This window comes from Paraburkholderia sp. BCC1884 (genome assembly GCF_900996225.1).
Taxonomy (GTDB): domain Bacteria; phylum Pseudomonadota; class Gammaproteobacteria; order Burkholderiales; family Burkholderiaceae; genus Paraburkholderia.
Genome location: NZ_CAAJGL010000079.1, coordinates 301,442 through 326,651 on the forward strand (window position 1 = coordinate 301,442; position 25,210 = coordinate 326,651).

Genomic DNA, 25,210 nt, shown 5'->3' on the forward strand with positions numbered 1-25,210 from the left:
TGACTGGCTTGGATGTGAGCCGCTCGCGCGACCGTGCCGCTTCGACATTCGGCGGACCGGCACGCGGGTGGCACGACAGGCGGTTTCGACAGCGGGCGCATTGCGCAGATTCAGCGCGATGCTACCCGAGGCGCGGGACAGAGATGTTAACGCAACGCGGTATCAAATCAGCTCGGCCGAGCCGTTATCGAGGGCGAAAAACGGCTGTCCGGCCGTGCGTCCCGCGACGGGAATGCGTGATCCTACGTTGTCGGCTCTGTAACAGTCCACCTGCGTATTTTTCTTTTGATTACGAAGGTTACAGGATGTATTGAAGTTGCTCTACCCGCTGAGCCCCGACTGGCCAAGCAAGTTGCGTGTGGTGCTGCACGGGCGGCTCAGGTGTCGAGCCGGCGTCCCGGCGTGCCGCCGATCTCCAGCACGATCCTCGCCACGCACTCGAGCAGGGCCGGCGCGGCGCGCGCGATCAGCCAGTCGCGCGGACACTGGTCCGCCGAGCCGCCGCAGTTGACGGCATAGCGCTCGCCGGAGGGGCCGGTGAAGCCGAGTGCGATCGCGTTCAGCCCGTCGTGCCACTCGCCGGTGGCAATCGCGTAACCGCGTTCGAGGGTGTCCTGCACCGCGCTGTCGAGCCGATTGCCGACGTGACCCCAGTCGTCGCCTTCGGCGGCCTGCAGGCCGATCATGAGTTTCTCCCGATCCGGCACCGACAACGCCGCCAGATAGGCGCGCCCGATCGCGGTCCGGCTCAGATTCATGCGTGAGCCGATTTCGAGGCGCGATACCAGCACGGCCGAGCGAGGCCGGATCGCATCGATTACCACCATGTCGAGTCGGTCGCGCACGGCCAGATGCACGGAGAGCGCGGTGCGCTCGGCCAGATCGATCAGAAAAGGCCGCGCGCGTGCCCGAATATCGAAATTGCGTAGAAAACCATTGCTCAGTTCCAGTACCGACGAGGTCAGCACGAACCGTTCGCTGTCGGGCAGGCGGAACAGAAAGCCCGCGCTGACCAGCGTGGCGGTGATACGCGAGACCGTCGGTTTGGGAATGCCGGTCAGTTCCGTCAATTCGCGATTGGAAAGTGGGGCGTCGGCGGCGGCGACCGAACGCAGCACTGTCAGGCCACGCGCAAGAGCGGTGACTTCATCGCCCGAGCCATCTTTGTCTTTGGCGGCGTCCGCGGCAATTCTGGAAGACGTGGGTCGGTTCATGTGCGTTTTTTGGAACTTTATTTCAATTTTCTTGATCTTCCTGTGCGCGACGCGCTTACATCCGTGGCCTCACGCAGCCCCATTTTGGGGCGTCAACCTGTTTTTCATCGGAAGATTCATTGTATCGGAATATTTTGCCGAGGCACTTGAGACCATTTTAGATTTTGCTTGACTTAGTCAGCATAAGCATAAAAAATGGAATCTCATTTCGAAAGACGGTTTCAGGTTCTGCAGTTTCAAACGCGGAATTTGTCGCGGTCCGCGCAGTGTCTGGTCGAGTGTCTTCCATAGTCCTCCCAACAATCTGGCGGGCCCGTGCCCAGCATGCCTTGCAGTGCGCCGCATCGGCAACCCGGCGCTTTCGAATATCGTCTCTCAGGTTCTAGCACGGCCCTCGGAATGGCTAGAACTTTTTAAGGCGTCACGGCAACGTGACGCCTTTTTTTTCGTCCCGGCTTTAACCTGCTTTCGGCATGCCGCAGGTTATTTTGTCCTTTTGTCCGCTATTCATCTGCTGAATAAGCGTCGCGACAGTTTGGCCCGGCTTGCCCGCATGTTCCGTGATCTACCGCACGAAACCGGGCGGTTATTCATACGATCAGGCTCATGGCCGCCGTATCGAGTCGCCAAGGCGCGGCGCTTTTCAACGGCCGCAGTCGAGTGTCTGCGCTTCAGCGAAAGCGGTGTCGCGCCGGCCGGGGCATGCCTGACGGGCGCGAAGCCGCTTAGCGCGACAGCAGCGAGACCGTCGCGATACCGAGCACGGTCATCGCAATCGACGCGCCGACGTGCAGCACGATCTCGCCCGCCGCCCAGCCGAGTCGGCCGTCCTGCAGGCGCTGCACGACTTCGGCGGAAAACGTGGAGAAGGTCGACAGTCCGCCCATCATGCCGGTGATGACGAAAAGCCGCCATTCGGGCGCAATTTGCGGCGCGCGCGCGAAGCCGGCGACCGCCACGCCGATCACATAGCCGGCGATGACATTGGCCGCGAACGTCCCAAGCGGCAAGCTGCTGAACACGCCGTTCAGACGGATGCCGAGAAACCAGCGGAACAGCGAGCCGAGTGCGCCGCCGATGGCGACAGCGAGAAAGGACCAATACATGGGAACCTGGTAAATCTGGAAGGTCGACGATCCGGGCTGAGCGGAAAGCGCGACGCTGCGCTAGCCGTTCACCCGGGCGAGGCAGGCATCATCAGCCACGCGGGCGGTTGAGGGAGGATGCCATCTCCAGCGCCGCAGTCTAACATCGGCTCCACGCACGGGGGACAGCGTGCCGCGGCATGCAGCAAGCCAGGTTGCCTAGCCGACGCTTTCGCGCTCGGGCGTCGCCGAGATGCGGTGAATCGACAGATCCGCACCGTTGTATTCGTCTTCCTGGTCGAGCCGCAGTCCCACGGTCAGGCGGATCGCGCCGTAGACGAGCGTGCCGCCGAGCGTCGCGATCACGATGCCGCCCAGCGTGCCGACCAGCTGCGCACCGAACGACACGCCGCCCATCCCGCCGAGCGCCCGCAGGCCGAAGATGCCCGCGGCGATGCCGCCCCACGCGCCGCACAGACCGTGCAGCGGCCACACGCCGAGCACGTCGTCGACCCGCCAGCGGTTCTGTACGCAGGTGAACATCTGCACGAACAGCACGCCCGCGACTGCGCCCGTCACCAGCGCGCCGAGCGGGTGCATCACGTCGGAGCCGGCGCATACCGCAACCAGGCCCGCGAGCGGGCCGTTGTAGGTGAAGCCGGGATCGTTGCGGCCGGCAAGCCACGCGCTCAGCGTGCCGCCGACCATTGCCATCAGCGAGTTGACGGCGACCAGACCGCTGATCTTGTCGATGGTTTGCGCGCTCATCACGTTGAAGCCGAACCAGCCGACCGCCAGCACCCATGCACCCAGGGCGAGAAACGGAATGTTCGACGGCGGATGCGCGGCAATCCCGCCGTCGCGATGATAGCGGCCATGACGCGCGCCCAGCAGCAGGATAGCCGGCAAGGCGACCCAGCCGCCGAACGCGTGGACCACCACGGAGCCGGCGAAATCGTGAAACGGCACCCCGAACAGCTGGGTCAGCCAGCCTTGAACGCCGAAGCGGTTATTCCACGCGATGCCTTCGAAAAACGGATAGACGAAGCCGACCAGCACGAACGTGGCGAACAGTTGCGGATTGAATTTCGAGCGCTCGGCGATGCCACCCGAGACGATCGCGGGAATCGCGGCGGCGAAGGTCAGCAGAAAGAAGAAGCGCACCAGCGCGTAGCCGTTGTGCGCGGCCAGCGATTCGGCGTTGCCGAAGAATTGCACCCCGTAGGCAATCGTGTAGCCGATAAAGAAGTAGGCGATCGTCGACACGGCAAAGTCGACCAGGATTTTGACCAGTGCATTGACCTGATTCTTCTTGCGCACCGTGCCAAGTTCGAGAAACGCGAAACCTGCGTGCATGGCTAGCACCATGGCGGCGCCGAGTAAGAGGAACAGGGTGTCGGTGCCGGTTTTCAAGCTGTCCATCGAGATGTCCGCATTGCCAAAAAAGCGGGCATTGAATGCAAGAAGTGGGCCAAAGTTGTGCCGGAAAGCGCCTCGACGGTGCAATCCGGCACCGGGATGGACCTGTTGAGTCGGTCGGTCGACCCTCGTCGAATTTTCCGCTGCACGGCTATTGTGGCTCGATGCACCATATAAGTGCGTTAAGGCTCTAACTTGGAAGTTGAGATCCAAATTCGGGCTAAATATTCGATTTGATTTACGTTTAATTCAAAGTGCTGACGGCTTTCGCAGTTTCCGCGGTTTGCGCTTTCGCGTTGCCGTAGGCGTCGACACGGGACGTTTGGCGCTCAATGCCTGGTCCTTGGCGTGCAGCTATGTTTTCTTTTCAAACGCCGACATAATGTGCCGACCCCGTGCATGATCTGCCGGCCATCGACCTCCAATGCGCATGCATGAGACTGACCACTAAAGGCCTGCTGCTGATTGCGATTCCAGCCATCTTCGAGCTGGCGTTGCTGTCTGGATTGGTGAAGGCGCAGTCCGATGCGGCGCAGGCAGAGCGCTGGGCAATCCATAGCGAAGACGTGCTGCGCCAGACCACCGCGATCCTCGATCCGGTGCTGGGCGAATCCGTCGCGTTGCGCGGCGCGGTGCTCGTCAACGATGCGCACTTCGTCACGCCGGTCGCCGTGTGGATGGATGTCGACCGGCGTATCGATCAACTGGCCGAACTGGTCGCCGACAATCCGGCGCAGGTCGAGCGCGTGGTGGCGGTGCGCCAGGAGGTGCAGGCCTATCGCCAGTGGTCGGACCGGGTGCAGGACATGCTGCATTCCGGGCGGCGGCGCGACGTGCTCGAGCGCTTCCGCGATCTGGCGCAGTCCGACGTGCTCGATCGGTTCCGGGCCCAGGTGGTGGCGTTCCAGTCCGAAGAGCGGCGCCTCGACACCGTGCGCTCCAGCGCCGCCGAGGCCGCGCGCGAGCGTCAACAATGGCTGGTGGTCGCGGCGGTGCTCGGCTCGTTACTGTTCGTCGCGTTGTCCGTGGGGCTCTTCACCCGTGGCGTGCGCGGCCGGCTGGTCCTGCTGACCGACAACGCCGGGCGTCTCGCGAGCAATGAACCACTCGCGCCGATCGCGCCGGGCCGCGACGAAATTGCCCGACTCGACCTCACCTTGCACGACACGAGCCGGCGTCTGCTCGAGGCCGAGCGCATCCAGGCGCGCTTTCAGGCCGATCTGGCGCGCCGCACCGGCGAACTGGCGCGGATCAACGAGACGCTGCGGCAGCAGACTCAGGAAAACGAAATGTTCATCTACAGCGTGTCGCACGATCTGCGCGCGCCGCTGGTGAATCTGCAGGGCTTCTCGAAAGAACTGATTCGCGCCTGCGACGAACTGCGCGCGGCGGTACGCGAGTCGTCGCTCGCCGCCGAGACGCGACAGCGCATCGAGCGGGTGGTCGACGAGGACATCGGCGAGGCGCTGCACTATCTGCAGACGGCCGTCTTGCGCGCGTCGCATATCATCGACGCGTTGTTGCGCCTGTCGCGGGTGGGGCGTGTCGAGTATCGCCAGCAGAAAGTCGAGGTGCGCGATATCGTGCCGCGCGTGATCGACGCCATGCAGGGTTCGATCCGGGCGCGCAGCGCGCACGTGAGCGTCGACGAATTGCCGGCAGTATGGGGCGACCCCACTGCGCTGGAGCAGGTGTTCGCCAACCTGATTGGTAACGCGGTGAATTATCTGGACCCGTCGCGTGAAGGGCGCATCGAGATCGGCACGACGCCGGCGCCGCCGGGCGTTCATTCGCTGCGGATCTTTTACGTGCGCGACAACGGCTTGGGCATTCCCGCGGTCGCGTTGCCGCGTCTGTTCAATGCGTTTCAACGACTGCACGGCAATGTCGCGGCGGGCGAGGGCATCGGCCTCGCACTCGTACGGCGCGTGGTGGAGCGGCACGGCGGACGCGTGTGGGCGGAATCGAAAGAGGGGGTGGGAACGACGTTTTATCTGTCACTACCTGAAGCGGAGAAGCACAGCGTTGCGCAGAGTGCGGACGCGGTCGTCGTGTCGCAAGCGCCGCAAGTGGCGCAGTCTCGCGGGCATCGTGAGGCGCACTATCTGCGCGCGCTGGATTAGCAGGCGGTGAAGAGTCTGCGCGGTTTGAGCAGCTTGCTACCGCGAATCGACCAGTAACAGGCGCAGGCGATCAGGACGGCGACGCCCGCGAGCGCTTCGAGCGGCGCGGCACGCAAGCCCATTAATCCGTCGATCGTGAAGAGACCGCGCGCGCCGATCAGCAACGCGCCCCACAGCGAGCACGCAGCCTGCGCCAGCATGCGCGTGCCCGTGAGCCGCCGCGCACGGTTTTCCCGCGACCAGCTGGCCGAGGTCCGTGCGCAGAAAAAAGCAATCGCCATCAAAGTCACGGCGAGAATGACGATCCAGTCGGTCAGTTCCATGAAAACGCTCCCAAGTCAACGGGCGACTATAGGAAAGCCTTTCGCTACGAACTATCGGACTAGTCTCAAATATGGGATGTGTTGGCGAGCGCGAGAAGACTCATTGCCTGGCGCTCGCCGCGCTGCGCCGTGAGGCGGCCGCTCGTCGATCCGATCGGCGACGCGGCCAGCAAGCACTCGCTCAGAGTTCGATTTTCGTGCCGAGCAGCACGAGGAACTGTCGCAGCCATTCGGGATGCGCGGGCCACGCGGGTGCGGTGACGAAATTGCCGTCGGTGATCGCTGCGTCGACGGGAATGTCGGCGTACTCGCCGCCGGCCATTTTGACCTCGGGCGCGCAGGCCGGGTAAGCCGAAATGCGTTTGCCGCGGATCACGTCGGCGGCGGCCAGCAGTTGCGCGGCGTGGCAGATTGCGGCGATCGGCTTGCCGGCTTCGGCGAATTGCCGCACCAGCTCGATCACTTTGCGATTGAGCCGCAGATATTCGGGCGCGCGGCCGCCGGCGATCGCGAGTGCGTCGTACTGGTGGGGATCGGCGTCGTCGAACGATGCATTGAGCGCGAACAGGTGACCGGGCTTTTCAGTGTAAGTCTGGTCGCCCTCGAAATCGTGGATCGCGGTCTTGATGCGATCGCCCGCCTTCTTGTCCGGGCAGACCGCATCGACCTGGTGGCCGACTGCCTGTAGCGCCTGAAACGGCACCATCGTTTCGTAATCCTCGGCGAAATCGCCGGTCAGAAACAGAATCTTCTTTGCCGCCATCGTATGCCTCCAGTTGTTCAAAGGAACACAGCGAGCGCCAGTTGGTGCTCAGATAAGCTCAGGGAGTCTACTCCAACCCGTTTGACAGAACCGCGACGGCTTTCGCCGGCAAGCAGGTGGCGCGTCGGCAGTCCGTGGCGCGCGGGAGCGGTGCAACGGCGTATCATTGGCGCGTTTTCGCATGCGGAAGCCGCTTGAAGCGGCTCACACCCAATCATGACTTCATCTCTCAATTCATCTCTGCTGCGTCGCGCCGCTGTCGTACTGGTCGTGTTCGGTGGCCTCGCGGCTTGCCAGAAGAACGATGCGACCGCTGGCCAGGTGGCCGGCAAGCTCAACGACGCCACCCAGCTCGCCGGGCAGAAGCTCGATCAGGCCGCCAGCTACGTCGGTCAGCAGGTCGACGCCACCAAGGCTGCGACGGAGCAGAACCTCGAATCGGCTTCGGCGACGCCGTCCATCAATGTCGACCCGAGCGCGCTCGCTTCGACCGCGCAGGCCAATCTGCAGAACGCCGCGAGCGCCACCAACGCGCAACTCGGCAAGGCCGCATCGCTCACCGGGCAAGGGCTCGAAACGGCGGGGCGCAAGTTGCAGGAGTGGTCGGCGCAGAGTTCGGCGTCCGCAACCAGCGCGTCGTCGTCATCGTCATCCAACGATTCCAGCGACGCGCAGAAACAGATGGACAAGTAATGAGACGGCCAGCCTGCCGGGGTCGTTTGACAGTCGGATTAAATGTAATTACTATGGTTACACATTGTCGTCGTCGGGCGGATTTGCCGTGAACACGAGTAGCCGGTTTGCCTTTGCGGTGCATGTGCTTGCGTTGCTGTCGTTGCAAGAGGGTGTGCCGCTTTCGTCGGAAATGATCGCGGGCAGCGTGAACACCAACCCCGCGCTGATCCGGCGTTTGCTCACCATGCTCGCCGAGGCGGGTCTGACCGCTTCGCAACTCGGCGCAGGCGGCGGCGCGTTGCTGGCACGCGCGCCGGACCGGATCAGCCTGCTGGAGGTGTATCGCGCGGTCGACGACGCGCAGTTGTTCGCGCTGCATCGCGAGGAGCCGAATCCGGCCTGCATGGTCGGGCGCAATATTCAGGTCGTGCTGCGCGGTATCATCGACGAAGCGCAGCAGGCCATGGAGGCTTCGCTCGGCGCGCGTACGCTGGCCGATGCCACGGCCGACCTGGTGCGCGCCGAACGTCAGCGTGAACGCAAGCGGCGCTCGCACGGGGCAGGGTAGTCAGACACGCATATAGCAAGGCGGGCGTCGCATGGTGGCGCCGCACACCTTCCAAAGAAACGGGGCTCCAAGCCCTCTTTTTTCCGCTATATATGTAATCGATGTAGTTACATATAAGCAAATCAAAGGAGCAGTGAAAATGAGCAAACAGTTGAAGATCGCGTTGTTCGGCGCCACCGGCACGATTGGCTCGCGGATCGCCGCCGAAGCGGCCCGTCGCGGACATCAGGTCACGGCGCTGGCGCGCAACCCGGCCCGCGTGCCGACCGACGTCGCCAACCTGAAGGCAGCCCAGGCCGATCTGCTCGACGCCGCCAGCGTGGCCGCCGCCGTGCGTGGCAACGACGTCGTGGCCAGCGCCTACGCGCCGCCGCCGGACGATCTCGGCGGACTCGCCAAGGCGACCCGGGCGCTCGTCGAAGGCGTGCGCGCGGCGGGCCTGAAGCGCCTCGTGGTGGTGGGCGGCGCGGGCACGCTCGAGGTCGCGCCGGGCAAGCAACTGGTCGACACGGACGGTTTCCCCGACGCCTACAAAGCCATCGCGCTCGCGCATCGCGAAGCATTCGAGTACTACCGTGGCGTCACCGATCTCGACTGGACCTTCTTCGCGCCGGCTGCGCTGATCGCGCCGGGCGAGCGCACGGGCAAGTTCCGCACGGGCGCGACCATGCTGCTGGCCGACGCCGAAGGCAATAGCCGCATTTCCGCCGAAGACTACGCGATCGCTTTTGTCGACGAACTGGAGCAGGGCCGTTTCATTCGCGAGATCGCGACGGTCGCATACTAAGCGACTTCGCGCCCGCCAATCCCGCGCCCACGCGCAAGCCCTCTAACAATCGGTTACGCATGTTCGGGCGCGGCGGGGGAAACAACGGCTACACTGGCGTCTCCCGTTTTCTTGCGGATTGCCATGCAGTCATGCCTCATCCGGCGTGAGTCCGAGGCTGTGCCGCCCACCGGCGGGCAGCCTGCCGCTCTTGCCGCCTCTCGTTTTCCTGCTTCCACCGGTCACGACGCCCGTCGCCGCGCTTCCTCGCGCGTCGCAACGTGGTTCGGCGCATGGGCCGCGGCGCTCGGCGTCGCGCTGATCCTGCTCGCCGGCGGCATGCCGCTGAGCGCGCAAGCCGCCGGCGCCACGACGCCGGTGATTCCCGCCCTGCAGAGCCTGATCAACAGCGCGACGGTGACGTCCGCGCCCGCGTCGGCTGCTTCGGGCGCCTCGGCGGCGGATGCGGCCTCCGCGCCGTCGCCGGCCAGCCAGGCGGAACTGGCGCGCTCGCTCGACAGCGTCATCAGCACGCTCGACAACGACCGCCAGCGCAGCGCCCTCGTCGCTCAACTCAAGAAACTGCGCGAAGTCTCCCGAAACGTTGCGCCGCCCGCACCGGCCCAGCCGAGCCCGGGTTTGCTCGGGGCGATCGCGTCGGGCATCGCCTCATTCGAATCCGACGTGCATCAGGGCCGCACGCCGGTGCGCTATTGGGGCGGACGCTTCAATGCAGCCGGCAACGAGCTCTATACGATCATCACCAGCCAGGGCCACGAGAGCTTCGGCCGGGTGCTGTTCTCGATGTTTGCCATGCTGGCGGGCTGGGGCGCTTGCGCCGGCGCGCTGATTTATCTGCAACACCGGCTTTATCTGCGGCTCGGCATCACCATGGGTCTCCATCCGAATCCGACCACGCGCGAATTGCTGATTTTCGCGCTACGCCGCGTCGGCCCGTGGATCATCGCGTTTCTGGCGGCGCTGCTGTTCGTGCGCGCCATGCCGGATTCGCTCGGCCGCACGCTCGGCATGGTGGTGGCGTATGCGATCGTCGCGGGCGCGGTGTTCTCCGCGATCTGCCTGATCATGTTTTCGCTGTTCGGCTCGGGACACCGGCGCGTCGCGGTGCGCCTGCTGATCGATCACGCGCGGCGTGTGCTGTTCGTGGTCGGCGTATGCGGCGCGCTCGGCGACGCGGCCGTCAACTACGACGTGGCGCATCAACTCGGCTCGAACCTCGCCGCGCTGATCTCGACCGCCGCCAACATGACGGCGGCCGTGCTCACGGGCTATTTCGCGCTGGCGTTTCGCCGGCCGGTCGCGCATCTGATCCGCAACCGCCCTTACGAGCAGCGCACCAATCACAAGGCCGCGACCGACGCCTTCGACGTTCTCGCCGCGCTCTGGCACGTGCCGGTGCTGGTGCTGGCAACAGCCTCCGTGGTGGCCACGCTCGGCGGCTCCGGCTCGAATGAAAACGTGCTGCAGATTTCGGTGGTGACCGCGCTGCTGCTGGTGCTGGCCTTCTTCCTGTCGGCCATCGTGCTGCGCGTGACGCGTCCGCGCAATGCCCGCAAACGCCGCCGCTCGCCGTATCTGACGCGCCTGCTGCGCTTTTCCGGCACGCTGCTCACGCTGTTCATCTGGCTGTTCTTCTTCGAACTCGCGTCGCGTTTGTGGGGCGTTTCGCTGGCCGCGGTGGTCGAGGAAAACGTCGCGGCGCGCGGTATCGCGCATGCGGTGACGGCGATCATCGCCACCGTGTTCATCGCGTGGCTGCTGTGGATTCTGGTCGACACCGCGATCACCGAAGCGCTCAATCCTGGCGGTCCGCGCAACAAGTCGCGCTCGCCGAGCATGCGCGCGCGCACCATGCTGCCGCTCGTGCGCAACGTACTGCTCGTCACCATCATGACGATTGCGGGGATCGTCACGGCGGCCAATCTCGGGATCAACGTCACACCGCTGCTGGCCGGCGCCGGCGTGATCGGTCTGGCGATCGGCTTTGGCGCCCAGTCGCTCGTGACCGATCTGATCACGGGTCTGTTCATCATCATCGAAGATACGATTTCGGTGGGCGACTGGATCGACGTGGACGGTGGCCACGCGGGCACGGTGGAGCATCTGTCGATTCGCACCGTGCGCCTGCGCGACGGCCAGGGCGCGATCCACGCGATTCCGTTCTCGCAGATCAAGATCGTCAAGAACCTGTCGCGCGATTTCGCCTATGCGGTGTTCGAAGTACGCATGTCGTTTTCCACCGATGTCGATCAGATCACGCAATTGATTCGCGAAGTGGGCGCGGAACTGATGGCCGACTTCCGCTACCGGCGCGAAATGCTCGGGCCGATCGAGGTGTGGGGGCTGGACCGTTTCGATCCGAACTGGATGGTCGTGAAAGGGCAGATCAAGACGCGTCCGTTGCAGCAATGGAGCGTGGCGCGCGCGTTCAATCTGCGGCTCAAGCGCAAGATGGACGAAGCGGGCATCGAGATTCCGGTGCCGCAGATGCGGCTGTTCACGTCCTCGAAGGACAACGAAGGTCAGCCGTTGCGAGACGACGAAATGCCCGAGTTCGCCGAGCATGGATCTGGGCACGCGCATGGGTCATCGGGGCAATCGGCTGCGCACGCGCCGGCGGCAACGGCTTCATCGGCGCGCGCGGCTCAGGCGGCCGTGGCAGCGGCGCGTGACGTCTCGCATGAACCGCGGCCCGCGCCACCGCCCACCGGACAAACCGCGCCGATCCCGCCACAGATTCCCACGGCGGGCGATGCGGGCGGCAAGAGTTGATACGGGTTGAATTGAATCGCCCGCTGACAGGCGAGTGTCAGGCGAGCGCGGGTTCGTCGGACGTGCGCACGATGTCGTTCACGTGCGTGGCGATCTGCGCGCCGGATACGCCATAGATATGCAACGACACGGCCGGTGCATCGCTGCCGTTACCCAGCCGATGGATACCGCCGCGACCACTTCGCACGAACGAGACCGCACCGGTCTTGCGCGCTTGCGTGCGAGTGGCGCTTGCACAATGCTGCGCACCGTCCCATTCGAATACCGTTTCGCTTAGCGTGCCATCCAGCACTGCATAGCCGCACCACGTGTGATGCGCGTGCACGGGGCTCATCTGCTGCGGCAACCAGACCAGTGAGGCGATCGCGTAGCGGCCGTGCGGATCGGCGGCCAGCAGATGACGGCGGTAACGCTCTGTCGAGCCCTCGCGCTGTGCCGGTTCGAGCAGGTCGGGCTCGACAGTCGCCTCGGCGAGCGCCATGCGCATGGTGCGCGCGAAGAACGTGGAATGCGACGGCTCGGGGAAGCTCGCGCAGGTTTCGAACATCGCATCCAGCGTTTCGCACAGACGGGCGAGCGGCGTGCTGTGCCGGGTACGCGAAGGCGTTTCGAGCGGGGCGAGGAAGGCTGGGCGATGGTCTGGGTTCATCTTGTGGACGCAGTCACGCGACTGCTTTTCGATTGATTTTGAATAGCGATATTTATACCCGTTTGACTGGAGAAAGAGTTTCCATATAATTCCCCTTGGAGTCTTAAAAGTAGAATAATTTCCTATAGGGGTGTCATGATGGGAATGGATATCATCGACCGGAAGCTGCTGGAGCTGCTGCAGGAAGACGCGACCATGCCGATCGCCGAGTTGGCGCAGCGCGTGAATCTGTCGCAGACGCCTTGCTGGAAGCGGCTACAGCGACTCAAAGAGGCGGGCGTGATTCGCGCCCAGGTGGCGCTTTGCGATGCCCGCAAGCTGGGCGTGGGCACGACGGTGTTCGTGGCCGTGCGGACCAACCAGCACACGGAAGCCTGGGCGCAGACCTTCACGCGCGCGGTGCAGGCGATTCCGGAGGTGGTGGAGGTGTACCGGATGAGCGGCGAAACCGATTACCTGCTGCGGGTGGTGGTGTCCGATATCGACGACTACGACCGCGTGTACAAGCTGCTGATTGCCGCCGTGCCGCTGTACGACGTGAGTTCGAGTTTCGCGATGGAGCAGATCAAGTATTCGACGGCGCTGCCGGTGCGACCGGCCATGGTGACCTGAGCCACGTAACAATCCCGCGGGAGCGCCGCTTGCTGCAAGCCGTATGCAAGCTCGGGCGGCGTAGAATGCCGCCTTCCCAGACACTATCCGCGACCGCTTCGCGAACCGAGCCCGCCTCATGAACAAACCGCCGCGCAAGAAGAATCCGACCTTTGGCATTGCCGTCTTCATCGTGGTCGCGGTGCTGTTGGTGATCGCTACGCTGTTCTACAACGCCATCACGGAAAAGCGCGATTTCGACCGTCAGAACGAGGCGGTGCCGACGATTTCATCGGACGCCGCTGCGGCGGCTACCGCGGCGAAGCCTGCGAGCGGCACCGCGCAGTAGCGCGTGCTCGTGCCTCGGCAGTAGCGCATGCGCGTGCCTCGTCAAGGGCCGATTGCTGCTGCCGTCTCATTCTTCCGGCAACCGGATCACGCTCGCGTCCTTGCGAATCAGCAGTGCCGCCGAGAGCATCTGCTTGCATTGATGCGCCAGTAGCTTCATGTCATGGACGGCGTCCGCCGCATAGTCCGGCGACTTCTCCGCCTCGACCACCATCGCGTCGAGTTCGCGATTCAACTGTTTGACCTGTTCCCCCTGATCGGCCGGCGGTGCGCTGCCGGCTTCGGCCTCGGTGAGGTTGTCGCGTACGAAACTCAGCGCACGCTGCAGCGCTTGCAACGAAACGCTTTCGACCTGCTGCTGTTGCTGCGCGGAGGTGCGCAGCAGGGGGGCGGCCGCCGTGATCTGGGACGCCAGCACGTGGCTGCGCACCAGCAAACCGTTCAATTCCGGCACGAACTTTTGTGCGGACCTCGGTTCGAGCATCATGCGCTGAAACGCCTGGCCGAGATTGGCGAACGCCACATGCACGTTCTTGCGCGCGAGCCGATAGCGGTAGTCGCGATCGAGTGCGGTTGCAGCGGCGGCCGCGGCGGGAGAGGCGCCCGCGACCGGTCTCACGACATCGATCGCCGGATCGGCCATGGCTGCCGCCGGCGCGAATGCTCCGGCTTCGGTCACGGTGGCGGCCACCGCGGCGGCCGGCTTGCCGCTCCACCACCAGCTCGCTTCCAGATACTGACGCGTCGCGCCAAGCATGGTGCTGACGAGCTTGCCCATCAGGCGATATTCCCAGTACGGGAACAGATGACTTGCCGCGATGGCGATCGCGCAGCCCACCACCGTGTCGATCGCGCGTTCACCGATGATGCGCATGCTCCCCGGCGCCAGCAGATGGAACATCAGCAGCACATACGACGAAGTGAACACCACGCTCGCGGTGTAATTGAACAGCAGCAGGCTGTAGCTCATCACCATCGACGCGAACATCACCACCAGCAGGATGTGCGGCTCCTTGACGAAGACCATCAGCCCGATACTCGCCGCGCAGCCGATCAGCGTGCCGACGATCCGCTGCCCGTTGCGCTGTTTGGTGAGCGAGTAGCCGGGCTTCAGAATGATGACGGTGGTCATCACGATCCAGTAGGCGTTGGTGAGCGGCAGCAGGCGCCCAAGCCAGAAGCCCACGGCGACGGCGATCGTCACGCGTAGCGCATGGCGAAAGCTCGGCGAGGCCATGGTCAGATTCGAGAAGATCTGCCCGAACGGCACGCGCCGGCTCGACACGAACCGGCTGAGCGCCTGGTCGAGGCGCAATTCGGTTTCGGTTGCGCTGGCGTCGCTCGACAGGCTCCTACGCATCTTGTCGATCAGTCGCGTGGCGCTCCAGATGCGCCGGAAGGTCGACGAGATCGCCGAGTACGCTTCGTGGTTCTTGCTCGGCAGGTCCTGTTTGCGCATCAGTTCGATTTCGAACTCGATAGCGCGCAATTCCGCCTTCACGTTCACGCGAATCCGCGGCGGATGATTCTGCAGCACCGCGAGCCCGATCTCCTCGAGGTCGGCGGCCGCCTTGCGAATCAGATCGCGGTAGAACACCAGCAGATCGGAGCCGCCGAAGGTATTGCGCACCAGCGGGTAATCGGTGTGTGCGCCCACGAACAGCTCGTGCAGGTCGACCGTGTTGATGAACAGATTGAACAGCATGGCGCGGCGTGGCTCGAGCTTGCCGCTTTTGAGCCTGGGCAGATTGCGCAGCACGATGTCGCGTGCGGCGTCCTGCTGCGCCACCGCGGCAATCTGTTTATCGACCAGATTGCGATAACACTCGTCCAGATCGTTATCGAGGTCGTAGAACTCGGCGCGCGCCAGCAGATAGTCGGCACACGCGAAGACGCTTTCAGCGAGCGCCTGCTGTTCGATGCGATGCATCATCCAGCGGCTCACGAAGGTCGACCAGTAGGTGTACCACAGGCCGCCCACCAGAATCCACGATGCGTTGACGAGCGCCTGCACGGGCGTGAAATGCTCCTCCAGCGTCATGATCATCATGAACAGCGTGGCGAAGCTGATTTGCGGCCAGCGATTGCCGTAGACGACGATCAGCGACAACACGAACGTGAGCGGCACGACGGTGCACCATAGCGCCACCACGTTGACCGTGGCGAGACCCGTGGCCAGCGCCGACAGAAAGCCGATCACCGTGCACGCCAGCATTTCGTTGTGCTTGTACTTTAGCGGACCCGGCATATCGACCACGCAGGCGCCAAGCGCGCCGGTGGCGATCGTGAAGCCGAGATCGCGGTCGTGAAACACGATCAGACAGAGGATCGCGGGTAACGACACGCCGACAGCGATGCGCAGGCCGCCATAAAAATACTGGCTGTAAAGGAATTTCTTGATCTCGACCGAATAGCGCATCGACTACCTGGATTCCATTCTCTGGGCAAATCGCGATTGAAGGGCAGACTCAAACTGCCGTCGAGTCTAACTGATTTCGAGGGGGATTCGACCTCATCCATCTGGCCAGGTTCTGCCCTGGTGGCGCGTTTGTTATGCTGTCGCTTCACTGTCTGTCGCGGCTCCGGCTTACTGCTCGTGCCGCACGTTTCGCTCAGGATTTATGCTCCAGCTCTTCTATTCGAACCGCTACGAAACCCTTGTCGGCGCGCTGCTCGACGACCTCGCGCAAGCCCCGTCCGATCCATGGACGGCGCGACCCGTGATCGTTCCCAGCGCGGCGATAAGGCGTCGGCTCGAGCTGGACATCGCCACCCGCCAGGGCATCTGCGCGAATGTCAATTTTGGTTATCTCGCGCAATGGCTGTGGGCGCAGATCGGCGGCGTGATCAAGGTTACCCAGCACTCGCCCTTCGCGCCCGACCGGCTGGTATGGCGCTGCTACCGGCTGCTGGGCGAGACGGACGGGACGCTGCCGTGGAATGCCTCGCCGCGCCTGCGCACCTATCTCGATGCGGCCGACGCGTCGATGCGCTACGAACTCGCACGGCGCGTGGCGACCGTACTCGACCACTATCTGACGTATCGCCCGGAATGGTTGCAGCAATGGCAGAAGGGCGGTTCGATTTTCGCCGGTGGCGCAGCGGACAACACGGGTCCGCGTCTGGTCGGCGCGACAGAAGCGGCGCGTGAAGACGAGCGTTGGCAGGCCGCGTTGTGGCGCGCCGTGCTGGTCGAAGTGGCGGACGTGGCGGGCAATGCGCAGACGCCCGCCGCCGCCTTGCCGCCCGCTTATCGTTTCCTCGAAGAAATCGGCACGCTCGATCTCGAGGCGATCTCGAAGGCGCAGTGGCCCGAAGCCGTCAGCGTGTTCGCGTTGCCCACCATGCCGCCGTTGCACGTTGCACTGTTGCGTGCCTTGTCGCGCTGGGTCGACGTGCGCTTATACGTGATCAACCCATGCCGCGAATTCTGGTTCGACGTGGTCAGCGAGGGCCGTGTCGAAGCGCTCGACGCAGCAGGTCAACTCGACTTTCAGGACGTGGGTCATCCGCTGCTGGCGGAGTGGGGTCGGCAGACTCAGGCGCAGTTGCACATGCTGCACGAGCTGACCGAAAGTGCGGCATCGGGCGAGACCGGCGACTTCAGCGAGAACCCTGAGCCGAGTTGGCTCGCGGCCGTGCAGAACGGCATTCTCGATCTGCGTTCGGAAGCGCAAGCCGACGATCTGCCGGTCGAGCAGGGCATCGAAGTGCACGTGTGTCACAGTCTGTCGCGACAACTCGAGGTGCTGCACGATCGCCTGCTCGGCTGGTTCGACGAATTCGACGATTTGCAGCCGTCCGACGTGTTGGTCGCCGTGTCCGATCTCGCCGCCGCCGGCCCGTTGATCGACGCGGTGTTCGGCACCACGCCCGCCGGCGACACGCGCCGCATTCCGTATCGCATCACCGGCTTGCCGCCGTCGCAGGCCAATCCGGTTGCCCGCTTGCTGCTGGACTGGCTGGCTTTGCCCGAGCGCAGCGTCGGCGCGCCGGATCTGATCGAATGGCTGCGGGTGGATGCGATCGCCGTACGTTATGGAATCGACGCCGGCTCGCTTGAATCCGCGCAGGAATGGCTTGCGGCGGCCGGTGCCCGGCGTGGACTCGCGCCGGTCGAGCCGAGCGGCGAACACGTGCCGATCGCCCGCCATACTTTTGCGGATGCGCTGACTCGCCTGTACCTGGGCTACGCCATGCCTGACGGTGGCGAGCCGGTCGACGCCTGGTTGCCGGTCGAAGGCGCCGACGGCTCCGACGCCGAATTGCTGGGTCGCCTGTCGCGCTTCGTCGACGATATCGACACCTTCTCCGCGCGCTGTGCCGTTGAACAAACCCCTGTCGAGTGGACCCAACTTCTGCTTGAAACGCTCGCGCAATGTTTTGACGGCGGCGTCGATTTCGCCGATTCGCTAGCCGCTGTGCGCGACGCGATCGACAAGATGGGCGACGCGATGCAAGCCGGCGCGCAAGACGTGACGTTGCCGGCCGCCGTGGTGCGCGGCGCCCTCAAGGAGGCGCTCGACGACCCGGCGCGTGGTGGTGTGCCATGGGGTAGCGTGACGTTTTCTTCGCTTACCAGCTTGCGCGGGTTGCCGTTCAGAATCGTCTGCCTGCTCGGCATGGACGACGGCGTATTGCCAAGCCTCGCCCGCGCCGATGAGTTCGATCTGATGGCGGCGTTCGGCAAGGCTGGCGACCGCCAGCGCCGCGACGACGAACGCAATCTGTTCCTCGACCTGCTGCTGGCCGCGCGCGATCGTCTGTTCATCGCCTACACCGGGCGCAGTATTCGCGATAACGCGCCGTTGCCGCCCGCTGCGCTGGTCGACGAGTTGCTCGATCATCTGGGGCGCGTGTCGGCGGGCGAGGGCGCAAGCCCCGCGGAAGTCGAGAGCGCGCGTCACGCGTTTATCGTCGACCATCCGTTGCAGGCGTTTGCTGCGGATTATTTCTCCGCGAAACCCGAGTTGTTCAGTTACGACGCCGACCGCGCCGAACTGGCAACGTTACTGGCCGCACCGCAGCATCCCACGCCCGCACCGTTCTTCGATCAGCCCTTGCCGCCCGCGGACCCCGCGCCGGTCGCGTTCGACGAGTTCGTGCGCTTCTGGCGTCATCCGGCGCGCGCGCTGTTGCGTGATCGGCTGGGCATCTTGTTGTCGGACGCTCAAGGCGAGTTGCTCGATACCGAGCCGTTCGACCTGGATTACGCGGGGCGCGACGCGTTGGCCGATCGTTTGTTGCCTGTGCTGCTCGAAACCGAAACCGCTCTCGACGACGAACACGCCATGTTCGAGCGCGTCCGTCGCGTGGCCGCTGCGAGCCCGGAACTGCCGGGCGGTGCGACCGGCGCGGTGTGGCGCGCGCGTGAACTCGGCGCGTTGCGCCAGCTTGCCGATAGTGTGCGGCGCGAGGTGGCCTCCGGTGTCGAACGCTTGCCATTCGTGCTCGATATCACACCGCGCTGGCCCGAAGGCTCGGATCTCGCCGGCGCGCTATTCGGCCCGCATGACGCGGCGCTTCGTCGAGCGGCTGAAACGCCGCTGCAACTGCATGGCAGTCTGAATTTACTCACCGAAACAGGACAAGTGATTTTTCGCTACGCCAAAGCCACTGCGCGCGACTATCTTTCCGCATGGCTCGCGCATCTGGCTTATTGCGCCGCGCTTCCAGACGGGCCGCGACGCACGCTCTGGTATGGCAGCGGCGAGAGTTTCGAACTCACGCCGGTCGCCGCGCCGCTCGATGAACTGGCTCCGCTTGCCGCCTTGTTCAAGGCGGGGCGTATGCTGCCGCTGCGGTTTTTCCCCAAGAGCGCCTGGACGCGCGTGAGCGAAAGCGAATCGGCGGCGCAAGGTGTCTGGATCAACGACCGCGTGCGCGGCGAGTCGGACGATCCGGCGTTGCGCATCGCATTGCGCGGTACGCCGCTCACGCTCGACGAACCGTTCGGCAGTCTCGCGGCGATCGTCTACAAGCCGCTCATGCAGCATCTGCGGAGCGCGTCATGAGCGGCGCCCTGCAAAACTACGCGCTGGTCGCCGAGGAACTCGACGTCTTCGCCTGCTCGCTCGACGGTGTGAACCAGATCGAAGCGTCGGCGGGCACCGGCAAGACCTGGAACATCTGCGCGTTGTACGTGCGGCTGCTGCTCGAGAAGAACCTGAACGCGGACCAGATTCTGGTCGTCACGTTCACGAAGGCGGCGACCGCCGAACTGCACGAGCGGATTCGCGGGCGGCTCGCGGAACTGGATCGTGCGATCGAGATGGATCACGACGGTGGCGATCCGTTCATCAAGCGCCTCTTCGAAACCACGCTGGCGCCGGAGCGCGGCATCGAGCGCGACGCGGCGTTGAAGGTGGTGCGACGCGCGCTGCGCACGTTCGACCAGGCGGCGATTCACACCATTCACGCGTTCTGTCAGCGCGCCTTGCAGGAAGCGCCGTTTGCCGCTGCCATGCCGTTCGAGTTCGACATGGAGGCCGACGACGCCGCCTTGCGCTTCGAGATGGCCGCTGATTTCTGGCGTGAGCAGGTCGAGCCGGTGGCGTACGCGCACCCCGCTTTTGCTGCGTGGCTGGTGGCTAAACGCGCCGGTCCGGCATCGTTCGACGAACAACTCGCGCGCCGTTTGAAGAAGCCCTTGGCGCAATTGCGCTGGGGCAATATCGACGCAAGCGGTGGCGCCGATCCGCAAGCGGGTTTCGATGCCGCCTGCGCACTCTGGCAGGCCGAGCGTGATGCGATCGTCAGTCTGCTCGCGCAGGCGCAAGACCGTCTGAGCAAGACCACGCACAAGCCCGATCACGTGAGCGCGGCGATTGCCGCATGGACCGACTATTTCGCCCAGGGCGACTGTCACGCGCCGCCGCCGCGTGCCGCTTTGAAGCTGACCGTATCGGCGTTGAAGAAGGCGACCAAGGTCAAGTTCGAGCCGCCCGGGCATGCGTTCTTCGAACACGCCGAGGCACTTGCCGCTGCCGTGGTCGCGGCCGAGGCCGCGCAACGCGCACGCTGGCTTTCGCTGGTGGAGCTCTGGCTCGATTTCGCGCCCGCTGAATTGGCGGCGCGCAAGCGCACCCGTCGGGTCGTCTCGTTCGACGATCTGCTGTCGAACCTCTATCGGGCACTTGCCGCGCATCCATGGCTCGCCGATGCTCTGCGCTCGCGCTATCCGGCGGCGCTCATCGACGAGTTCCAGGACACCGATCCGCTGCAGTTCGCAATCTTCAGCCGCATCTTCGCGCCTCGTGGACCGCTGTTTCTGGTGGGCGATCCGAAGCAGGCCATCTACAGCTTCCGGGCGGCGGATCTGCATACCTATCTGGCCGCGCGCGCAGCGGCTTCCGCGTGTTACACGCTGGCTGTCAACCAGCGTTCCACCGCGCCGATCGTCGAGGCGTGCAACCGGCTGTTCGAGGCCAACCCGCAGGCATTCGTGCTCGACGGCCTCGACTATCAGCCGGTGCGCGCGGGCGAGCGGCGTCGGCCGCCGTTCGCCGAGCCCGATGCAGGCGGCGGCGATTTCCGTATCTGGTCCTTGCCTCAAGGCGAGGCCGCGTTGACCAAGCGCGAAGCGCAGCGCGAAGCGAGCGAGGCCTGCGCGGCCGAGATCGTGCGGTTGTTGCGCGGCGCGCGCGAAGCTCAGGTGACGATCGGCGACGCGCCGCTGGCGCCGGGCAATATCTCCGTGCTGGTGCAAACACATAAGCAGGGCAGTCTGATCAAACGCGTGCTGGCGGCGTGGGGCGTGGGCAGCGTGGAACTGGCGCAAGCCTCCGTGTTCGCGACGCTGGACGCCGAGCAGATCGAGCGCGTGCTGGCCGCCGTCGATACGCCGGGCGATCTGCGTCGCCTGCGTGCCGCGCTGGCGACCGACTGGCTCGGCCTCGACGCCGCAGCGTTGTGGCGTCTCGAGCAACTGGCCGATGCCCCGGCGGCCGCCGACGACCCCGCGCACGCAGCCGACGCGATGGGCTGGGTCGAACGCTTTTCCCGTTACCGCACACTCTGGCATGAACGCGGATTCGCGGTGATGTGGCGCACCTTGATGCGCGAACTGCGTGTCGCGCAACGTCTCGTCGGCGGGCCTGAAGGCGAGCGTCGTCTGACCAACGTGAACCATCTTGCGGAACTCGTGCAGGCGCGCGCGGCCACGCAGCCCGGCATCGCGCCAACTTTGCGCTGGCTCGCCGCGCAGCGTGCCCAGGGTGGTGGCGAAGACGCGCAGCTGCGTCTCGAGTCGGATCGCAACCTCGTGCAGATCGTCACGGTCCACAAATCGAAGGGACTGGAATACGCGGTGGTGTTCTGTCCATTCCTGAACGACGGCGCATTGCGCGATCCACCGTCCTCCGGCTTGCCCGATGCACGCGAGTATCACGACGAAACGGGCGACGCCGTGCTGCACTACGGCTGCGACGACGAGGAAGCCGAGCGCGCCTCGCGTTATGCCATGCGCGAGCAGGCAGCGGAGCGGGCACGGCTCGTCTACGTGGCGCTGACGCGCGCGGTGTACCGCTGTTATCTGGTGGCGGGCACCTATCTGTCGTCGCGCTCCACCAGGGAATCGCGGCGCAGCGTGCTGAACTGGCTGGTGGGCGGCAAAGGGCACAGCTTCGACGACTGGCTCGCCGAGCCGCCCGACGAAGCGGCACTGTCGGCGAGCTGGCAGGCGCTGGCGGGCGGCCCGGTCACGTTGCACGCGCTCCCGAAAGTGGAGCGGCGGGTGCCGTTGGAAAGCACGCAGGATCGCAGCGTGCATCTGCAGGCGCGGACCAACCGCCGACCCCTGCGCGATCAATGGCGCATGGCGAGTTTCAGTGGCCTGATCGCCGCCGGCAGCAGAAATGGCGAGACGCACGCGCCGCTCGAAGAGGTGCGTCCGGATCACGACGAGATTGCCGATGCACTCGCGTCTGCATCCGCGCCCGCGGTTGTTCCGCAAGCGCCGTCCTATCCGCCGGACGACATTCTCGCTTTTCCGCGCGGCGCGGCGGCAGGCGACTGTCTGCACCGCATGTTCGAACTCGCCGATTTCGCCAATGCACAGAGCTGGCCCGAAGCGATTCGTGGCGCGCTGCGCGAGCGTCCCGCGCCGGCTACGCCCGAACTCGCCGCACGTTTGCCGGCCATGATGCACCACCTGATCGCCGACGTCGTGGCGACCGAACTCGTGCCCGGCATGACGCTCGCGAATTTGAATCCGCGTCGGCGCATGAACGAACTCGAGTTTCTGTTCGCTGCGCCGTCACTCGATTTCCCCGCATTGCGCGAGTTACTGATCGAACACGGCTATCCGGATGTCGTGCTGGAGCCGGGCGTATTGCGCGGTTTCGTCAAAGGATTTATCGACATGATCGTCGAGCATGACGGACGTTTCTGGATCGTCGACTGGAAGTCGAACCATCTGGGCGAGAGCGCCGCCGACTACGCCGCAGCACCGCTCGAAGCCGCGATGGCGAGCCACGCGTATCACCTGCAGGCGCTGCTTTATACGGTCGCGCTGCATCGCTATCTGAAAACACGGGTACGCGATTATTCGTACGACACGCACATCGGCGGCTATCTCTATCTGTTCGTGCGTGGGGTGCGTCCACATTGGCGCGATGGCGACGTGCCGGCGGGCGTGCACATGAGACGGCCCGCATTTGAACTGGTGGCGCTGCTCGATGCGGCGATGATCGGAGTCCTCGTATGAGCACGTTCGACCCGACAAGCGCTGCACGGCCCGAACTCGACGACATCGGCGTGACGTTACCCGCACCGGCTGATTTCAGTATCGCGCTGGCCGAAGGCTTTGCGCGTCGTATCGGTGCGCTCGCGCGGCGTGGCGGTGTCCCCACCGAGGCTGTGAAGTGGGCCGCACGGGCCGCTTTCGCCGCGAGCCGCGCGACCAGTGAGGGCCACGTCTGTCTGCCGCTTGCTGCGCTGGCGCGACGCTTCGAAGCCGCCACGAACGAGGTGAGAGTCGCGCTCTTTGCAAGCGGTATGGCGAGCGACGGTTCAGGCAGCGCGGCGGCCTTGCGGCCGCTCGTCGTCGATGCACAAGGGCGCCTGTACCTTGCCCGTTACTACGATTACGAACGGCAACTGGCTCGCGCACTGGTCGCGCATGCCGGCGCCGGTAAAGACGCCGGCGCTAACGCCAATCCCGAAGCCGATGTCCGCTCCCTTCAGGCGCGTCTGCTGCGCTATTTCGGGCCCCCGAAAGACGGCGAGGTGGACTGGCAACGCGTCGCGGCCGTGATGGCGTTGTCCGGGCGGCTTACCATCGTCAGTGGCGGACCGGGCACCGGCAAGACCACGACGGTGGTCGGCGTGCTCGCCTGTCTGCTGGATACGCGCGCCGATCTGCGTATCGCCCTCGCGGCGCCAACCGGCAAAGCCGCGCAGCGCATGCAGGAGGCCTTGCTGGCGCGCGCCGGCGATCTGCCGCCCGAACTGGCCGCGCGTTTGCCGCAGACGTCCTACACCTTGCATCGTCTGCTCGGCTCGGGGCCGGGCGGACGTTTCCGGCATCATCGCGATAATCCCTTGCCCTACGACGTGGTCGTGATCGACGAAGCGTCGATGATCGACGTGGCGATGGCCGCGCATCTGCTCGATGCGATTGCACCGCAGACGCGCCTCGTCATGCTCGGCGACAAGGACCAACTCGCCGCCGTCGAGGCCGGTGCGGTGTTCGCCGAACTCAGCGCGCGACCGGAATTCACGCAAGACGGACGGCAGCGGATCGCACAGGCGCTGGACATCGACGCAACGCGGTTTGCGCAAGCCTTGCCGGTGGCAGCACGCGATATCGACGAAGAACTGGCTGATTTCTACGCTCAGACAGGCGCGCCAGAAACGTTCGAGATGCCACAAGCCGATCTGTCCGTCGAAAGGGACACGCCGGATCTATTCGACGCCCCCGGCAGCGGCGATCTGTTCGCAGACACAGCCACAACGGCGAGCGAAGGCAACGCACGCCCCCTTATTGCGCTGCCGCCCGACACAAACGCAGCGTCCTTATCGACGTCGCGTGCCCGGAATCCACTCGCTGACTGCGTCGTCTGGCTCGAGCGCAATTACCGCTTCGGACTCGAATCGCCGATCGGACGACTTTCGCTGGCGATCCGCAAAGGTTCGGCAAGCGAGGCCCTCGACGTCCTCATGACCGATCCCACGGAAGCATGCGCTGCGGCCCTGCACGAAGACACTCACGCAACACTTGCCGAGCGCACTGTCGCGAGGCTCGCCGCTGGCTTTGCCCCCTACGCCGAAGCATTGGCAGAAGCGCTCGCCGCCGACACGCCCGACCCGCTGCCGCTGTTCGACGCCCTGAACCGTTTCCGCGTGTTGTGCGCCACGCGTTCGGGACCGCGCGGCGTCGACCAGGTGAACACGGTCATGGCCGCTCAGGTGCGGCGCGCAGCGGGCGTCACCTTGGCCGTGGGCGCGCAATGGTTTGCCGGACGTCCGGTGATGGTCACGCGCAACGATTACGCGCTGGGTCTGTTCAACGGTGACATCGGGATTGCGTTGCCGGGCGCGGGCGGCGCATTGCGCGTCTATTTCCGTACCGGCGACGGTGGCCTGCGGGCGGTGTCGCCGGCAGCGCTGCCGCCGCACGACACCGCCTTCGCGCTGACGGTCCATAAATCGCAAGGGTCCGAGTTCGAGCACGCCGTGTTGATGCTGCCGTCGACGTTCAGCCGGGTGTTGTCGCGTGAGTTGGTGTACACGGCGATTACGCGTGCGCGGGAAAGGGTCGAAGTGATCGGCGCGCGCGCGGTGCTGGCCCAGGCGATTGCCACGCCGACGCAACGCGACTCGGGACTGGCCGCACGGATCGCGGAGGCCAGCACGAGATAGTACGTCGCAGGGATGCGACGAGCGCGCGGGG

At 64.9% G+C, this 25,210-nt stretch carries 17 protein-coding genes and 1 riboswitch; of the genes, 10 read left to right on the forward strand and 7 right to left on the reverse strand.

Going from position 1 to position 25,210, the window contains the following annotated elements:
• Window positions 1-377: 377 nt before the first annotated feature.
• The 3 genes from FQ705_RS16760 to FQ705_RS16770 form a co-directional block, all read right to left on the reverse strand.
• Window positions 378-1,214, reverse strand: a complete 837-nt coding sequence (locus FQ705_RS16760) for an IclR family transcriptional regulator (protein WP_144142998.1) — start codon at window positions 1,212-1,214, stop codon at window positions 378-380.
• A gap of 725 nt (window positions 1,215-1,939) precedes the next feature.
• Window positions 1,940-2,320: a fluoride efflux transporter CrcB gene (gene crcB / locus FQ705_RS16765; protein ID WP_144143000.1), complete on the reverse strand. Its 381-nt coding sequence runs from the start codon at window positions 2,318-2,320 to the stop codon at window positions 1,940-1,942.
• A gap of 75 nt (window positions 2,321-2,395) precedes the next feature.
• Window positions 2,396-2,457, reverse strand: a riboswitch (Fluoride riboswitch).
• Between the two features lie 61 nt (window positions 2,458-2,518).
• A complete protein-coding gene (locus FQ705_RS16770) occupies window positions 2,519-3,721 on the reverse strand; it encodes an ammonium transporter (protein WP_144143002.1) in 1,203 nt (400 codons plus the stop codon).
• Window positions 3,722-4,152: 431 nt separating this feature from the next.
• Here FQ705_RS16770 and FQ705_RS16775 point away from each other — a divergent pair, with 431 nt between their 5' ends.
• Complete coding sequence (locus tag FQ705_RS16775) at window positions 4,153-5,841, forward strand: sensor histidine kinase (RefSeq protein ID WP_144143004.1); 1,689 nt, start codon at window positions 4,153-4,155, stop codon at window positions 5,839-5,841.
• Here FQ705_RS16775 and FQ705_RS16780 read toward each other — a convergent pair.
• A complete protein-coding gene (locus FQ705_RS16780) occupies window positions 5,838-6,164 on the reverse strand; it encodes a hypothetical protein (RefSeq protein WP_144143006.1) in 327 nt (108 codons plus the stop codon). The genes FQ705_RS16775 and FQ705_RS16780 overlap by 4 nt on opposite strands.
• Before the next feature lie 181 nt (window positions 6,165-6,345).
• Entirely contained in the window at window positions 6,346-6,927 is a 582-nt protein-coding gene (locus FQ705_RS16785; RefSeq protein ID WP_144143008.1) for a DJ-1/PfpI family protein, read from the reverse strand.
• Window positions 6,928-7,143: 216 nt separating this feature from the next.
• On the opposite strand from FQ705_RS16785, the gene FQ705_RS16790 reads away from it, so the two are divergent.
• The 4 genes from FQ705_RS16790 (at window position 7,144) to FQ705_RS16805 (ending at window position 11,729) form a co-directional block, all read left to right on the forward strand.
• Window positions 7,144-7,620 carry a hypothetical protein gene (locus FQ705_RS16790; RefSeq protein ID WP_144143010.1) on the forward strand — a complete coding sequence of 159 codons (477 nt, stop codon included), beginning with the start codon at window positions 7,144-7,146 and terminating at the stop codon, window positions 7,618-7,620.
• A gap of 88 nt (window positions 7,621-7,708) precedes the next feature.
• Window positions 7,709-8,170 carry an Rrf2 family transcriptional regulator gene (locus tag FQ705_RS16795; protein ID WP_144143012.1) on the forward strand — a complete coding sequence of 154 codons (462 nt, stop codon included), beginning with the start codon at window positions 7,709-7,711 and terminating at the stop codon, window positions 8,168-8,170.
• A 139-nt stretch (window positions 8,171-8,309) separates the two neighbouring features.
• Window positions 8,310-8,957, forward strand: a complete 648-nt coding sequence (locus tag FQ705_RS16800; protein WP_144143014.1) for an NAD(P)-dependent oxidoreductase — start codon at window positions 8,310-8,312, stop codon at window positions 8,955-8,957.
• Between the two features lie 123 nt (window positions 8,958-9,080).
• On the forward strand, window positions 9,081-11,729 hold the full coding sequence (locus FQ705_RS16805; protein ID WP_144143016.1) for a mechanosensitive ion channel family protein: 2,649 nt from the start codon (window positions 9,081-9,083) through the stop codon (window positions 11,727-11,729).
• Between the two features lie 37 nt (window positions 11,730-11,766).
• Here FQ705_RS16805 and FQ705_RS16810 read toward each other — a convergent pair whose 3' ends face one another.
• On the reverse strand, window positions 11,767-12,378 hold the full coding sequence (locus FQ705_RS16810) for a cysteine dioxygenase (protein WP_144143018.1): 612 nt from the start codon (window positions 12,376-12,378) through the stop codon (window positions 11,767-11,769).
• Window positions 12,379-12,516: 138 nt separating this feature from the next.
• Between FQ705_RS16810 and FQ705_RS16815 the strand changes: the two genes are divergently transcribed.
• Both FQ705_RS16815 and FQ705_RS16820 read left to right on the forward strand, forming a co-directional pair.
• Complete coding sequence (locus tag FQ705_RS16815) at window positions 12,517-12,990, forward strand: Lrp/AsnC family transcriptional regulator (RefSeq protein ID WP_144143553.1); 474 nt, start codon at window positions 12,517-12,519, stop codon at window positions 12,988-12,990.
• 118 nt (window positions 12,991-13,108) lie between these two features.
• Window positions 13,109-13,318, forward strand: a complete 210-nt coding sequence (locus FQ705_RS16820) for a hypothetical protein (protein WP_144143020.1) — start codon at window positions 13,109-13,111, stop codon at window positions 13,316-13,318.
• Window positions 13,319-13,384: 66 nt separating this feature from the next.
• Here the strand turns inward: FQ705_RS16820 and FQ705_RS16825 are convergent, their stop codons facing one another.
• A complete protein-coding gene (locus FQ705_RS16825; protein ID WP_144143022.1) occupies window positions 13,385-15,736 on the reverse strand; it encodes an FUSC family protein in 2,352 nt (783 codons plus the stop codon).
• Window positions 15,737-15,938: 202 nt separating this feature from the next.
• Between FQ705_RS16825 and recC the strand changes: the two genes are divergently transcribed.
• The 3 genes from recC to FQ705_RS16840 are packed head-to-tail and all read left to right on the forward strand — an operon-like array spanning window position 15,939 to window position 25,179.
• Window positions 15,939-19,331, forward strand: a complete 3,393-nt coding sequence (gene recC, locus FQ705_RS16830; RefSeq protein WP_144143024.1) for an exodeoxyribonuclease V subunit gamma — start codon at window positions 15,939-15,941, stop codon at window positions 19,329-19,331.
• The gene (gene recB, locus FQ705_RS16835) at window positions 19,328-23,023 is read left to right on the forward strand and encodes an exodeoxyribonuclease V subunit beta (RefSeq protein WP_144143026.1); all 3,696 of its coding nucleotides are present in this window, start codon (window positions 19,328-19,330) and stop codon (window positions 23,021-23,023) included. The genes recC and recB overlap by 4 nt, the downstream gene beginning before the upstream one ends.
• Window positions 23,020-25,179: an AAA family ATPase gene (locus tag FQ705_RS16840; RefSeq protein ID WP_144143028.1), complete on the forward strand. Its 2,160-nt coding sequence runs from the start codon at window positions 23,020-23,022 to the stop codon at window positions 25,177-25,179. Before recB ends, FQ705_RS16840 begins: the two co-directional genes overlap by 4 nt.
• The last annotated feature ends 31 nt before the right edge of the window (window positions 25,180-25,210 follow it).